Annotated in this window: 15 protein-coding genes; 3 read left to right on the forward strand and 12 right to left on the reverse strand. The window is 72.0% G+C overall.

What is annotated here, in order from left to right:
* Positions 1-35: 35 nt before the first annotated feature.
* Complete coding sequence (locus tag AC1DUE_RS00805; protein ID WP_477037477.1) at positions 36-1,058, reverse strand: NADPH:quinone reductase; 1,023 nt, start codon at positions 1,056-1,058, stop codon at positions 36-38.
* Between the two features lie 214 nt (positions 1,059-1,272).
* Between AC1DUE_RS00805 and AC1DUE_RS00810 the strand changes: the two genes are divergently transcribed.
* On the forward strand, positions 1,273-2,076 hold the full coding sequence (locus tag AC1DUE_RS00810; protein WP_477037478.1) for an FRG domain-containing protein: 804 nt from the start codon (positions 1,273-1,275) through the stop codon (positions 2,074-2,076).
* An 84-nt stretch (positions 2,077-2,160) separates the two neighbouring features.
* On the opposite strand, the gene AC1DUE_RS00815 is transcribed toward AC1DUE_RS00810, so the two are convergent.
* The 7 genes from AC1DUE_RS00815 to AC1DUE_RS00845 all read right to left on the reverse strand — a co-directional run bounded on the left by AC1DUE_RS00815 (position 2,161) and on the right by AC1DUE_RS00845 (position 5,085).
* Positions 2,161-2,538: a nuclear transport factor 2 family protein gene (locus tag AC1DUE_RS00815; RefSeq protein ID WP_477037479.1), complete on the reverse strand. Its 378-nt coding sequence runs from the start codon at positions 2,536-2,538 to the stop codon at positions 2,161-2,163.
* Positions 2,539-2,673: 135 nt separating this feature from the next.
* Complete coding sequence (locus AC1DUE_RS00820) at positions 2,674-3,252, reverse strand: hypothetical protein (protein WP_477037480.1); 579 nt, start codon at positions 3,250-3,252, stop codon at positions 2,674-2,676.
* Positions 3,249-3,782, reverse strand: a complete 534-nt coding sequence (locus tag AC1DUE_RS00825) for a DUF6286 domain-containing protein (RefSeq protein ID WP_477037481.1) — start codon at positions 3,780-3,782, stop codon at positions 3,249-3,251. Before AC1DUE_RS00825 ends, AC1DUE_RS00820 begins: the two co-directional genes overlap by 4 nt.
* Positions 3,779-4,138, reverse strand: a complete 360-nt coding sequence (locus AC1DUE_RS00830; protein WP_477037482.1) for an Asp23/Gls24 family envelope stress response protein — start codon at positions 4,136-4,138, stop codon at positions 3,779-3,781. The genes AC1DUE_RS00825 and AC1DUE_RS00830 overlap by 4 nt, the downstream gene beginning before the upstream one ends.
* Positions 4,131-4,310 (reverse strand): DUF2273 domain-containing protein, encoded by a 180-nt coding sequence (locus AC1DUE_RS00835; RefSeq protein WP_477037483.1) that lies wholly within the window; start codon positions 4,308-4,310, stop codon positions 4,131-4,133. Before AC1DUE_RS00835 ends, AC1DUE_RS00830 begins: the two co-directional genes overlap by 8 nt.
* 14 nt (positions 4,311-4,324) lie before the next feature.
* On the reverse strand, positions 4,325-4,636 hold the full coding sequence (locus AC1DUE_RS00840; protein WP_477037484.1) for an Asp23/Gls24 family envelope stress response protein: 312 nt from the start codon (positions 4,634-4,636) through the stop codon (positions 4,325-4,327).
* A complete protein-coding gene (locus AC1DUE_RS00845) occupies positions 4,633-5,085 on the reverse strand; it encodes an Asp23/Gls24 family envelope stress response protein (protein ID WP_477037485.1) in 453 nt (150 codons plus the stop codon). Before AC1DUE_RS00845 ends, AC1DUE_RS00840 begins: the two co-directional genes overlap by 4 nt.
* A 161-nt stretch (positions 5,086-5,246) precedes the next feature.
* Here AC1DUE_RS00845 and AC1DUE_RS00850 point away from each other — a divergent pair, with 161 nt between their 5' ends.
* Positions 5,247-7,808 carry a circularly permuted type 2 ATP-grasp protein gene (locus tag AC1DUE_RS00850; protein WP_477037486.1) on the forward strand — a complete coding sequence of 854 codons (2,562 nt, stop codon included), beginning with the start codon at positions 5,247-5,249 and terminating at the stop codon, positions 7,806-7,808.
* Positions 7,805-8,725 carry a transglutaminase family protein gene (locus AC1DUE_RS00855; protein ID WP_477037487.1) on the forward strand — a complete coding sequence of 307 codons (921 nt, stop codon included), beginning with the start codon at positions 7,805-7,807 and terminating at the stop codon, positions 8,723-8,725. The genes AC1DUE_RS00850 and AC1DUE_RS00855 overlap by 4 nt, the downstream gene beginning before the upstream one ends.
* A gap of 125 nt (positions 8,726-8,850) precedes the next feature.
* On the opposite strand, the gene AC1DUE_RS00860 is transcribed toward AC1DUE_RS00855, so the two are convergent.
* From AC1DUE_RS00860 to exaC, 4 genes are all read right to left on the reverse strand, one after another.
* Positions 8,851-9,747: a hypothetical protein gene (locus AC1DUE_RS00860; protein WP_477037488.1), complete on the reverse strand. Its 897-nt coding sequence runs from the start codon at positions 9,745-9,747 to the stop codon at positions 8,851-8,853.
* Positions 9,748-10,091: 344 nt separating this feature from the next.
* Positions 10,092-10,622 (reverse strand): DinB family protein, encoded by a 531-nt coding sequence (locus AC1DUE_RS00865; protein ID WP_477037489.1) that lies wholly within the window; start codon positions 10,620-10,622, stop codon positions 10,092-10,094.
* An 84-nt stretch (positions 10,623-10,706) separates the two neighbouring features.
* Positions 10,707-11,090 (reverse strand): DUF779 domain-containing protein, encoded by a 384-nt coding sequence (locus tag AC1DUE_RS00870; RefSeq protein ID WP_477037490.1) that lies wholly within the window; start codon positions 11,088-11,090, stop codon positions 10,707-10,709.
* 126 nt (positions 11,091-11,216) lie between these two features.
* The gene (gene exaC, locus AC1DUE_RS00875; RefSeq protein WP_477037491.1) at positions 11,217-12,740 is read right to left on the reverse strand and encodes an acetaldehyde dehydrogenase ExaC; all 1,524 of its coding nucleotides are present in this window, start codon (positions 12,738-12,740) and stop codon (positions 11,217-11,219) included.
* Positions 12,741-12,814: the final 74 nt, after the last annotated feature.

Below are 12,814 nucleotides of genomic sequence, written 5' to 3' on the forward strand. Positions count from 1 at the left end.
ACGTCGACAAGGTTGTTCTCGACGATGCCGGGCGGTCAGGTGTCGAGGTCGATCAGCACCTTGCCGACGATGCCCGACTCCACCGCGTCGTGCGCCGCCCCGGTGTCGACCAGCGAGAACCGCGTCACCGGCAGCCCGTGCTCGATCCCGACCCGCAGCGCTCCGTCGGCCAGGGCGTGCGAGACGCCGGCGACGGCCTGCTGCTTGCGTTCGTCGGACACCGTGTACGTCAGGACGAACTGCACGGCGACGTTCTTCCCCATCAGCGGCATCACCGGCAGCGTCACCTCGTCGAGGTCGGCGGTGGCGTACGCGGCGATGGTCCCGTTGGCGGCGACCGCGGCGACGACGGTCGCCGCGTTGCGCGCGATGTCGACGTCCACGACGACGTCGACGCCCGCCGGCACGATCGCCCGAACCGCCGAGGCGACATCCTCGGTGCGGTAGTTCACGACGTGGTGCGCGCCCGCCGCACGCGCCAGGTCGGCCTTCTCCGGCGAGCTGATCGTCGTGATCACGGTGGCGCCCGCCCACACGGCCAGCTGGATCGCGGCGTGCCCGACCGCGCCCGCCCCGCCGGTCACCAGGACCCACCGGCCATGCAGAGCGCCGCGGGCGAGACGCGCCGGCCCTGCGGCCGAGGCAGTGAGCGCTTCGTGCGCGGTGAGCGCGGGGATGCCCAGCGACGCGCCCGCGTCGAAGCTCTCCGAGTCCGGCAGCGCGACGACGTGCGAGGCCGGCAACGTGACCAGCTCCTGCGCGGTTCCCTCATCGCTGCGCCAGGCGACGTCCCACAGCCAGACGCGGTCCCCCGGCCGGAGCCCGACGACGTCCGAGCCGACCGCGTCGACGACACCTGCGCCGTCCTGGTTGGGCACCTTGGCGTGCTCGAACGACGCACCGTCCCCGCGACCCTTGCGGGCCTTCCAGTCCGTCGGGTTCACGCCGGAGACCGCGACCCGCACCCGGACCTCGTCGGCACCCGGATCCCGCGGTGGACGCTCGACCACGGTGAGGGCGGCGGACGGACCCGTGCGGTCGTAGACGACAGCCTTCATGGATCGAGCCTACGGACTGGTCAGGCTCGACGCGTCCGCACGTCGGCCAGGGGCGCGACCCTCGTCGGCAACCCCGCCGGTGGTTGATCCACCCCGCTTGCGCGCCAGTAGCGCTCGGCGATCTTGATCGTGGCAAACACGTCTCGCGAATCCTGGATCTCGAGGCATCGTCCGTCTAGCCTGGCCCAGGCAGAATCGGTCTTAGGCAAGGATTATGGCGATCAGAATGCAGGAACTTGCCGAGGAGGTTCTGCGCGGTATCCAGCAGGACAGCGACCTGACTGGTGTTGTGCATGTTTGGCGCGGCCAGGGTGATGCGTCATGGCCCCTGTACCCGGGGATCTACCGTCGATTGCTCGCGGTCAGGAGCGCCGGCGAGGTTACCGAGGAGCTCGTCCGGAAGTACGAATTGGACATGCTTTGCGAAGCGAATGGTTTTGGGTACTACACGCGTGGCAGGCTTCCGACGTTGGTGCGAGTTCAGCATTACGGGGGCGCGACGCGCTTCTTGGATGTCACTCGTGACCCGTTGACGGCGCTTTGGTTCGCGACTGATCCTGCGTTGACGTCGAGACATGGGGCCGTGTACCACTTTCAAGTCCCGCTCGAGTGTTTGCTTACCGAGGGGACCCTGGACACGCTCGACGAGCTCGACGAGATCGTCGAGCGAGCGGGCGCGGCGCTGCTCTTTCCTAAGCCCGACGAAGAACGAGTAGCGGCACAGCGGGCCGGCTTCCTGGTGCCGTCCATCGGCGAAACCCTCGCCGCGACGGCTCTATTCGAGCGTGGCGCCTCCGGGATTGTCGTCTCCAAGGTAATGGTGTCGGCCGAGACCAAGGCGACCTCGCGGCGGCACCTCGAGATCTCCGCCGGGATATCTGCGCGATCGCTGTTCCCTGGTATCGCCGGGTATGCGATGGCGCAGTCAGTTGGTGAGCCCTTTGCTCGAGGCGAGGACGAGTTGCACGACGGGTCCAACGGCATCTTCCCTGGACGCGGGGTTCTGCGGGTGCCCTAGGGCCGCCACCGTGCCCCCGACCGTCCACCCTCGGGGGAGACCCGGTTACGAAAGGATGGGGCCCACCGGGTTGGCGAACACGACTTACGTCTCGCTCGACACCGTGTACGGCTTGTCCGGCCAGTACGCCCACTCCTCGAAGACCTCGGCGCGACCGTCGGGGGCGAACGTGATGACCCACAGGTCGCGGTACTCCTGCGGCTTGTCGCCGGTGTACTGGACGTGGACGCGGACCACGGCGTTCGCGCCGTCGGCGGCGATGACGGTCGCGGTCATCTCGAACGGGGTGTCGTCGAGCCAGAAGCCGCGGATGGCGTCGAGGCCCTCGAGCGGTTCGGCGTCATAGGGCGAGCGCAGGTACCGCGCGTTCTCCGTGAACAAGCGGTTGAGGTCGTCGACGTCCTGCGCCCGCCACGCACGCTCGTAGTGCTCGACCCAGCCGGTGACGGCGTCCCTGCCCATGTCGGCGCTCCCCGCGGTTCGTCGGACGTCCCGGTCCGAGTGTCCCCCGGCACGTCCCGACACGCCCGAGCAATTCGTCAGGCGCGCGTGAGCGGTGGCAGTCGGTACGTGTCAGTCACGGTTTCGACCCTCACCTCACTGCACGCGCGAACGCTCCGGGGCCCGACGAAGCACGGTCAGCTCGACGCGGGACGTGAGCTGCTCATCGGGCAGGACGCGGGCGAGGTCGGCGAGCACCTGGTCGCAGGCGGCGGCCACCCCGCCGAGGTCCGCGTCCGGGTAGCAGGTGACGCGCAGGCGGACGACGGTCGCCTTGCGCTCCCGCAGCACGGCGCCACGGGCAGACAGGATGCGCGGGTCGTCCTCCAGGACGTCGGCGGCGGTCGCGACGGCCGGCCCGGGCTCGACGGTGAGCACGCCGGGGACGTCGCCGCCCTCGAGGCGCAGCGGGCCGACGCCGCGGCGGGGGATGTGCGCGCCGAGCCACCAGCCGCCGAGGCCGATGAGGATCGCTCCGGCGGCGATGGCGATCGCCACGAAGCTGTCGGAGCCGGTGACCTGGCCGCTGTCGACGTCCACCGACCCGGGGACCGACGGCCAGAGATCGTCGAGGAATCCCGTCTGCCAGCCGATCGCCGCCACGCCCAGCGCGATGAGGACGAGCCCGAGCAGGAAGACGATCACCCGGTCGACGCCCAGCACCCCGCGCCTCATCGCATACCTGCCACGTGCCGGGTCGAGACGTGCACGGTGACCGGGACGGCCAGCCGCTCGAGCCGCGCCTGGACCGCCGCGCGGACGGCGTCGTCCACGTCGTCGCCCTCCAGGGCCGTCACGCTCACGCTCACCGACTTCCGGCGGGCCGACGAGTGCGCGGACAGGACGTACGGCACGTCCTCGGCGCTCGTGCTGGCCAGTCGCGCGAGGTCGGAGATGCCGATGGTGGTGCCGGGGGCGTCGAGGGGCAGGCGAGTGCGGACGCGTCGGCCGAGCGCGACGAGCACGAGCCAGAGGCCGAGCAGTGCGACGAGGCCGCCCACGACGGAGACGACCGTCGACGGTTCCATTCCGTCGGTGTCGTCGACGAGCGGGACCAGCCACGTCTCCCCGTCGATCTGGCCGCCAATCACCAGCGCGTCGCGGATCACGAGCACGCCGAGGGCGATGACGAGCACCGCCAGGACGATGCCGATCCAGCCCACCCGACCGGCGCGGGTGGCGGGCGGCGCGGGCGCGAAGCTCATCGGACCCTCGGCGCGACCGCGGCGCGCGGCGGGCGCACGACGTCACGCACGGCGACGGTCACCGCGTCCAGGTCCTGCGCGGCCTGCCGCACGAGCTCCCGGCCGACCGTGGTCTGCACCTCGCGGGCCACGTCGGCGGACGACGACGGCCAGACGATGGTGACCTCGAGCGACACGCGCGCTCGGTGCCCGAGCCGCTGCCAGTCGACCTTCGGGTAGGCCGGGGCGACGCCCGGCACCCCGAGCGCGACCTGGCCGGCGATCCGCTTGAGGGCCTGGTCGGTGATCGTCAGCGTGCCCCGGGGCTCGTCGACCTCGAGCTCGAGCACCTCGGTGTCGACGGTGTCCTCAGCCACGGCGACGCCCGGCGACGACCCCGCTCAGGTCCAGGCGGCCGTCGACGACCAGCGCGACGACCACGCCGATCGCGCCGAGGACGACGGCCAGCAGGAACATGTCGAACCCTCCGACGGCGGCGACGAGCGCGAGCAGGATGCCCGCGAACAGCCCGGTGGCGACAGACGACATGGGTCAGCTCCTTCTCATGGGACGTCGATGTCCTCGACGTGCACGTGCACGGGCATGGGGGCGATCGCGGACACGGCCCGTTGCACGAGTCCGGCGGTAGCGGTGACGGGTCGGGACGCGTCGACGACGATGTGCACCTCGGTGCCGCCCGCCTCGTCGTCGATCCGGACGCCCGTGACGCGACGACCGGGCAGGTACGTGCCGAGCCCGCCGAACCGGCCGCCGTCCATCCGGACGACCCCGGGCACGGCGAGCACGACGGCCTCCACCTGCTCCGCGAGCGTGACGGGGTCGGGGCCGACGACGAGCATCGGCGGCTCGGTCACTGGACCCGGGCCTCCACGACCACAGGGACGGTCTCCTCGTCGGGAAGGTGCACGTCGTTGACGACGACGTTGACCTCGACGACGCGCAGACCCGTCATCCGCTCCACGGCGCTGATCACGTTGCGCCGGATCCCGGTGGCGAGGTCCGCGATCGACACCCCGTACTCAGCGACGAGGTCCAGGTCGACGGCCGCCTCGGTCTCGCCGACCTCGACGGAGACGCCCTGGGCGTGGTTGGTCCGGGCGCCCGGGATGCGCTCGCGGATGGCGCCGAGCGCGCGCCCGCCACCGCCGCCGAGCGCGTAGACGCCCGTGACCTCCTTGGCGGCGATGCCGGCGATCTTGCTGACGACGGTGTCGGCGATCGTCGTCGTGCCCTCGGTGCTCACCAACGCGCTCGGGCGGCGCGCGGCGGCGGCCTTCGTCGGGACGGGGGTGGTCTCGCTCATGATGACCTCATTCGTGCAGACGGGTCCGACGAGGTGGGCCCCCGCCGCTCTCACAGTGCGCCCCCGACGCGTCATCCGCACCCCAGGAGTCACCTGATCCTTGTGCACGAACCGCGCGCCGACCAGCCCCGCGACCGCCATCGGCAAGGCAGACTCACCCTGTGACCGACCTGCTCTCCTCGCCGCGTCCCGCCGGCGGCGTCCTGGAGCACGCGGCCGACTGGTCCTGGCTGCCGGATCCCGCCGACGTGCCGACGTCGTCGACCCTGAGCCACGCGCGCGACGAGGCCGAGCGGCTGCTCGCGGACCACGGCGTCACGTACGGCGCGGACCGCCCGGACGGCGACCACCCCTGGCACCTGGACCCCCTGCCGGTCACCATCGACGAACCGGAGTGGGCGCGTCTCGACACCGCCCTGGTGCAGCGCGCCGAGCTGCTCGACGCGATCCTGCAGGACGCCTACGGACCCCGGAGGCTGCTCACCGACCGGCTGCTGCCCCCGACGGTCGTGCTCGGGCATCCCGGGTTCGAGCGGGCGGTCGACGGCCTGCGGCTCCCGGGTGGGCGCGAGCTCGTGCTCACGGCCACGGACATCGTGCGCGACGGTGACGGCGCGTGGTGCGCGGTCGCCGACCGGACGCAGGCGCCCTCCGGCGTCGGGTACGCGATGGAGGACCGGCGAGTCGTCGCGCAGGTCCTCTCCGGGGTCTACCGGCAGGCGTCGATCCAGCGGCTCGGACCGTTCTTCCGCTCGCTGCGGCTCGCGCTGCGCTCGGCGGCCCCCGGGAGCTCGGAGCACCCGCGGATCGTCCTGCTCACCTCCGGCCCGGGCAGCGAGACCGCGTTCGACCAGGCGTACCTCGCGAGCATGCTGGGACTTCCGCTCGTCGAGGGCCCCGACCTGCTCGTCCGCGAGGGTCGCGTCTGGATGCGCGGCGTCGAGGGGCTCGAGCCCGTCGACGTGATCCTGCGTCGCGTGGACGCCGAGTGGTGCGACCCGCTGGACCTGCGGCAGGGGTCGCGGATCGGCGTCCCCGGCCTGGTCCGGGCCGTGCGCGCAGGCACCGTCAGCGTGGTCAACCCGCTGGGCAGCTCCGTCCTGGAGAACCCTGCGCTGCTCACCTACCTGCCGCGCCTAGCCCGCGTGGTGCTCGACCAGGACCTCGCGCTGGCCTCGGCGGCCACCTGGTGGTGCGGCGAGGAGCGCTCGCTCAGGCACGTGATCACCCACCTCGAAGAGCTCGTGATCTTGCCGACGGTGCGCGGCACCGACGTCGGGACGATCCTCGGCTGGACCCTGAGCCGTCGCGAGCGCGAGACCCTCGCGGCCCGCATCACCGCCGAGCCGTGGCTGTGGGTGGCGCAGGAGCCCGTCGGTCCCGCGGGTCCGACGGTGGACGGCACTCCGGTGGGCGTCGGCAGCGACCTGCCCAGCTCCGAGGGGGTCGGTCCGGCAGACCTCGGCCCGCGCGCGGCGGTGCTGCGCACGTACGCGGTCGCCCACGACGGCTCGTACACGGTCATGGCCGGCGGGCTCGCGCGGGTGGCCGAGGGGCACGTCGTCTCGTCGGCTCTCGGCGCGGCCGCCAAGGACGTCTGGGTCCTCTCCTCGCAGCCCGAGGCCCCGCTCGAGCCGTGGGTGCCGTCCGACGAGTCGTCGTCGGGTGAGGCCGCCCAGCCGCGCCGGCCCGCGACCGGAATCTCGCCGCGCACCGCGGAGAACCTCTACTGGATGGGCCGGTACGCAGAGCGCGCCGAGGACACCGCACGCACGATGCGCGTCGTCATCGACCGCTGGGACGACTTCCACCGCCTGCCCGCGTCCGCAGGTGGCCGGGCTCTGCAGGTGCTGCTGGAACCGCTCGGCGAGTCGCCCGCTCTGCGTGACCTTGTGCTCGACCGCCGCAGGGTCGGCACGGTCGCGCGCTCGATCCGGTTGCTCGGATCGTCGGCCGCGGCCGTCCGCGACCAGCTCTCCACCGACACGTTCGGGCCGTTGGCGCGCATCGAACGGGCACTTCGCGACGAGCGCAGCAAGCAGCGCGGCCGCACCCAGACCGACGCCCTCGACCTGGGCACCCTGCGCGCGAACGCGGCGACCGCGGGCCTGCGGCCGGTGCTCGACAAGGTGCTCGAGGGTCTCCTCGCAGTGGCCGGCATCGCCGCCGAAGGGCTCGTGCGCGACGTCGGCTGGCACTTCCTCGACGCGGGCAGGCGCATCGAGCGCGCGCAGAACCTCGTCGAGAGCCTGCTCGCGTCCGTGGTCGTGCGGCGACCCGCCGACGTCGACGCGCTCGTGCTCGAGTCGGTGCTGCTGGGCCACGAGTCGGCGATCACCTACCGCAGGCGACACCAGGCCGTGCCGGCAGTGCCGGACGTGCTCGAGCTGCTCCTGCACGACGGGTCCAACCCGCGGTCGCTGGCGTTCCAGCTGGACCGGCTGCGCGAGGCGCTCGCCGCGATCCCCCTGGCCGGACGCTCCCCCGACCAGCGCGACCACCTGCTCGCGGACGTCGTCGACCTGCTCGAGGAGCTCGACACCGTCTCGTTCACGGCCGCGGTCACCGACGACGGCCGACGCGCCCGCCTGGCCGAGGCTCTCGAGTCGATGCTCTGGCGCCTGCGCTCGACGGCCGACGAGATCGAGCGCGTGCACTTCGTGAAGGTCTCGCTGAGCCAGGCGCTCGAGGACCCCTGGGACGCGCGGACCGGTGCCGCATGACCGAGCCCCGCCGCTACGACCTCGTGCACCGGACGACCTACGTCTACCCCGACGTGGTCACCGACTCGTACGGGCGCACCACGATGACGCCCCGCGACGTCCCCGGCCAGACGTGCATCGAGACCGTCGTCGAGATCTCGCCGGCCCCGTCGGACACCGCCGCCCACCTGGACTACTTCGGCAACCGGACCACGTACTTCGGGGTCACGACGCCGCACACCGAGCTCGTCGTCACCGCCCGCTCGACCATCGAGGTCACCCGCCCGACCCCGGCCGCCGAGTCGCTGCCGAGGGTCGGCTGGCAGGAGGTGGCGCGGCGCGTGGCCGCCGGGGACGTGGACCGGCTGGACCCCGAGCTCGCGGACCTGCGTGAGGCGGTCCTGCCGTCCGCGCACGTCGCGTTCGCCGACGAGGTGCGCGAGTGGGCCGCCCCGACGTTCTCGGTCGACCGGCCGCTGGCCGACGTGCTCGTCGAGCTGGCCCACCGCATCCGCACCGAGCTCGCGTACCGGTCCGGGTCGACCACCGTGCACACCACCCAGGCGCAGCTGCTCGCCCAGAAGGCCGGCGTCTGCCAGGACTTCGCGCACCTGATGATCGCGGCCCTGCGCGTCCACGGGCTGCCCGCACGGTACTCGTCGGGGTACATCGAGACGCGGCCCGCGGCAGGCCGTCAGAAGCTGCGGGGCGCCGACGCCTCGCACGCCTGGGTGTCCGCGTGGATCCCCGGCGCCGGGTGGATCGAGGTCGACCCGACCAACGACCAGCTGGTCAACGACCAGTACGTGCTGCTCGGCTGGGGTCGCGACTACGACGACGTGCCGCCGCTGCGCGGGGTCATCTTCACCGAGGGGTCGGGTGCTCGGCTGAAGGTCGCGGTGGACCTGGCGCCGGCGGGCAGCCCCCGCTTCGACTGAGCCGCCGATCGAGCGGCGGTGGCCATGTCCCTCAGCTCGCCCGGTTGCACCACGAACCCACAGTGCTATCGAGCGGCGGTGGCCATGTCTCTCAGCTCGCCCGGTTGCACCACGAACCCGCAGTGCTATCGAGCGGCGGTGGCCATGTCCCTCAGCTCGCCCGGTTGCACCACGAACCCGCCGCTGTCCACCACCGTCCCACCCGCGCCCCGCCACAGCGCCGCCGCGATGCGCGCGACCGACGACTGCACGCGCGAGCGCGCGATGAGGTGCAGCTGTGAGGGCGTCTCGGTGCGCAGCTCCTCGGGATCGGGCGGCTCCCACGTCACGTGGTACGCCCACGGGCCGTACTCGCCGGCGTCGAGCGTCGACAGCGCGACGGGGATCTCGCGCGAGCGGGCCAGCCGCACGCTGATCGCCCCGTCGTACTCGAAGGTCGCCGTCACGGTGAGCGTCCCGTCGCCGGGCTCGACGGGCCGGCCGACGCGCGCGCCGCTCATCGCCGGCCGGACCAGCGGGAGCGCGTCGGTCGCGGTGAGCGCGACCGGTGACCAGAGGGTCAGGTCCACGGCCGCGCCGGGGTCCGGGGTGACCAGGCGCGAGCGATCGGCGGGGACGATGCCGCCCGCGACCCGGCGGGCGGCCGCGGACATCCAGCCGTAGACGAGGGCGATGCCGGACGCGTCCGTCGAGTCGAGCGCGTAGAGGTCGACGTCGCGGGCGCCGAGCCCGGCCTGGCGGGCGTCGTCGCTGTCGAGCGCGGTCGGACCTTCGAGAGTCGCGCCCGGAACGAGAGCCAGCAGGCCGGTGGTCGACGAGGGCGTCGTCTCGGCGACCATCCCGCGGAAGCGCGCACCGGTCATCGGGCGCGGGACCGTGGCCGACGCCGCGACAGGGCTGCGCGCCCAGGACGCCGACGGGAACCACGCCGTCGCCAGCGCGACCGCGTCGGTGTCCCGCGGCAGGACGAGAACGTTCCTGCCGTCGACCTGCTCGGGGAGCCTCACCTGCGCGTGGTCCATGGCGGCGGACCGTACACAGCATTTGATGCGGGCGTGTTTCGGCCCGGCGAGTCGTGGGGTGTGTACACACAAGTTCGCGCGGCCGTCGTCGCAGGTCAGGCGGGTGAGGCTTGGTCCGATCGAGTGGTCGTCCACCGCCGGGGCCGCCTGTGCACAGGCCTGTGGACAACGCCTGTGGACAAACCCCGGCGCCGGTGGACACCGAACCCCCAGGACGCCCGACCCTTCGCCTCGGCTCCGCACGACACGCTGCACATGATGTGGACAAGTGCTGTGGACAACTACTGCAACGTCCCGGATCGTGCAGTGCGCACAGGACCTAGGTCCCCCTTTCGGGGACGCGGTCAGCCGCGCACGTCGTGCAGGTGGTGGACCACGTCGTGCAGGAAGTACTGCCCGAGCGTCAGGACCGTGAACTGCGACCCGTTCGAGCGCGTGCCGGCGCGGTCCCACTGGTCGTCCTGCACGCTGTCGAAGCGGTCCGCGATCACGACCGCCGCGTCGGCGAGGTGCGTCGCGACGACCGCGGGGTCCTGCTGGTCGTAGCGGTCCGCGAGCGCCGTGGCGTCCTGGTCCCAGTTCTCGAACGCGGGGTCGTCCTGCGTGAGCAGCAGCTCGAGGCGGCCGTCGAAGATCCGCAGCACGTCGCGCACGTGGGCGCCGTACTCGAGCGTGGACCAGGTGGTGGGCGAGGGCCTGGTGCGAGCATCGTCGCGACCGAGGGCCTCGACCCACCGCGGCGCGAGCCCGCGCACGACGCCGCCGATGGCCGGCCCGTCGACGTCCGCAGCGATGAACCCGCACTCGGGGCACTGCTCGGCCAGGACCCAGGTCCAGTCCTTGGTGTCGGGCTCGGGGATCGCGTTCGTCGTCATGCGTGGAGGCTAGCCGCCGCCGGGCGTCGTCCCCAGCGAGGAAACGCCTCGTCCCGACGACATCCGGCCAACTCCCCCGTGCCCTCAGAGGATGCCGGCCAGGCGGAGGTCGGCGACCTCGTCGTCGGTGAGGAGTCGGGAGCGGATGAGGAACCGGACGCCCTCGGGGGCCTCCAGCGAGAAGCCCGCCCCGCGACCGGGCACCACGTCCACCGTCAGGTGCGTGTGCTTCCAGTACTCGTACTGCGCCTTGCTCATCCAGAAGGGCACCGTCACACCGTCGCCGAGGGGCAGGTCGCCCAGGTGCTCGTCGGAGTCGCCGGTGAGGAAGTCACCGTCGGCGAAGCACATGGGCGACGACCCGTCGCAGCAGCCGCCCGACTGGTGGAACATCAGCTCGCCGTGCTGCTCGCGCAGCGACCGCAGCATGGACGCCGCGGCGTCGGTCAGGTCGACCCGGTCGGTCATGAGCACGCTCCTCTCGTCGGAAAGCCTCCCGGGAACCGGGGAACCCGCACGCGTGCCTCGTGCGGATCCCCCGGTCCCGGGTCTGGGAAAAGGGGCCCGGGCGGAGGGACCCGGACCCCGGCCCGGTCAGAAGAAGCCGTCCTTCTCCGCCTTGTAGGAGACGAGCAGGTTCTTCGTCTGCTGGTAGTGGTCGAGCATCATCTTGTGGTTCTCGCGGCCGACGCCCGAGCCCTTGTAGCCGCCGAACGCCGCCCCGGCGGGGTACGCGTGGTAGCAGTTGGTCCACACGCGACCGGCCTGGATGTCGCGCCCGGCCCGGTAGGCCAGGTTCGACTCCCGCGACCAGACGCCCGCGCCGAGCCCGTAGAGCGTGTCGTTGGCGGTCGAGATGGCGTCGGAGTAGTCCGAGAACGACGTCACCGAGACGACCGGCCCGAAGATCTCCTCCTGGAAGATGCGCATGGAGTTCTTGCCCTCGAAGATCGTCGGCTGCACGTAGTAGCCGCCCTCGAGGTCGCCGCCCAGCGAGGCTCGGGCGCCGCCCGTGAGCACCTTGGCGCCCTCGGCCCGGCCGATGTCCAGGTACGACAGGATCTTCTCGAGCTGGTCGTTGGACGCCTGCGCGCCGATCTGCGTCTCCGTGTCCAGCGGGTTGCCCTGGATGATCGCCTCGGTGCGCGCCACGGCATCCGTGATGAACCCGTCGTAGATCGACTCCTGGATGAGCGCGCGCGACGGGCACGTGCAGACCTCGCCCTGGTTGAACGCGAACATCGCGAAGCCCTCGAGCGCCTTGTCGTAGAAGGCGTCCTTCTCGCGCGCGACGTCCTCGAAGAACAGGTTCGGGCTCTTGCCGCCCAGCTCGAGGGTCACCGGGATGAGGTTCTGCGAGGCGTACTGCATGATCAGCCGCCCGGTCGTCGTCTCACCGGTGAAGGCGATCTTGGCGATCCGCGGCGACGACGCCAGCGGCTTGCCCGCCTCGGCGCCGAACCCGTTGACCACGTTCACCACGCCCGGCGGCAGCAGGTCGGCGATCAGCTCCATGAGCACGAGGATCGAGGCCGGCGTCTGCTCGGCGGGCTTGAGCACCACGGCGTTGCCGGCCGCGAGCGCGGGCGCCAGCTTCCAGGTGGCCATGAGCAGCGGGAAGTTCCACGGGATGATCTGGCCGACGACACCCAGGGGCTCGTGGAAGTGGTAGGCGATCATGTCGCCGTCGATCGGCGAGATCGAGCCCTCCTGGGCGCGGATCGCGGCCGCGAAGTAGCGGAAGTGGTCGACGACGAGCGGGATGTCGGCCCCGACCGTCTCCCGGATCGGTTTGCCGTTCTCCCACGTCTCGGCGACGGCGAGCATCTCGACGTTCGCCTCGATGCGGTCGGCGATCCGGTTGAGCACGTTGGCCCGCTCGGTCTCGCTCGTCTTGCCCCAGCTCCGGGCGGCGCCGTGCGCGGCGTCGAGGGCCCGGTCGATGTCGGCGGCGTCGCCCCGGGCGACCTCGCAGAACGTCTTGCCGTTCACCGGGCTGGGATTCTCGAAGTAGCGGCCGGCGGCGGGGGCGACGTACTCGCCGCCGATCCAGTGGTCGTACCGCTCGCGGTAGGTGACAAGGCTCCCGGGCCGGCCGGGTGCGGCGTAGACAGTCATCGCGACTCCTTGCTCCTGCTGACGCGGCACCGTTGCCTCGTCTGCCCGCACGGTAGGTCGGGAAGCGTTGCAGG

The sequence above is a fragment of the Cellulomonas sp. P4_A2 genome (assembly GCF_056402515.1).

What these genes read in the sequence shown, in the direction of transcription:
- AC1DUE_RS00835 (WP_477037483.1), bottom strand. Translation starts at nt 4,310, where the DNA reads ATGTCGTCTGTCGCCACCGGGCTGTTCGCGGGCATCCTGCTCGCGCTC.
- AC1DUE_RS00870 (WP_477037490.1), bottom strand. Translation starts at nt 11,090, where the DNA reads ATGACCGACCGGGTCGACCTGACCGACGCCGCGGCGTCCATGCTGCGG.
- AC1DUE_RS00845 (WP_477037485.1), bottom strand. Translation starts at nt 5,085, where the DNA reads ATGAGCGAGACCACCCCCGTCCCGACGAAGGCCGCCGCCGCGCGCCGC.
- AC1DUE_RS00810 (WP_477037478.1), top strand. Translation starts at nt 1,273, where the DNA reads ATGGCGATCAGAATGCAGGAACTTGCCGAGGAGGTTCTGCGCGGTATC.
- AC1DUE_RS00820 (WP_477037480.1), bottom strand. Translation starts at nt 3,252, where the DNA reads ATGAGGCGCGGGGTGCTGGGCGTCGACCGGGTGATCGTCTTCCTGCTC.
- AC1DUE_RS00815 (WP_477037479.1), bottom strand. Translation starts at nt 2,538, where the DNA reads ATGGGCAGGGACGCCGTCACCGGCTGGGTCGAGCACTACGAGCGTGCG.
- AC1DUE_RS00865 (WP_477037489.1), bottom strand. Translation starts at nt 10,622, where the DNA reads ATGACGACGAACGCGATCCCCGAGCCCGACACCAAGGACTGGACCTGG.
- AC1DUE_RS00805 (WP_477037477.1), bottom strand. Translation starts at nt 1,058, where the DNA reads ATGAAGGCTGTCGTCTACGACCGCACGGGTCCGTCCGCCGCCCTCACC.
- AC1DUE_RS00855 (WP_477037487.1), top strand. Translation starts at nt 7,805, where the DNA reads ATGACCGAGCCCCGCCGCTACGACCTCGTGCACCGGACGACCTACGTC.
- exaC (WP_477037491.1), bottom strand. Translation starts at nt 12,740, where the DNA reads ATGACTGTCTACGCCGCACCCGGCCGGCCCGGGAGCCTTGTCACCTAC.
- AC1DUE_RS00860 (WP_477037488.1), bottom strand. Translation starts at nt 9,747, where the DNA reads ATGGACCACGCGCAGGTGAGGCTCCCCGAGCAGGTCGACGGCAGGAAC.
- AC1DUE_RS00825 (WP_477037481.1), bottom strand. Translation starts at nt 3,782, where the DNA reads ATGAGCTTCGCGCCCGCGCCGCCCGCCACCCGCGCCGGTCGGGTGGGC.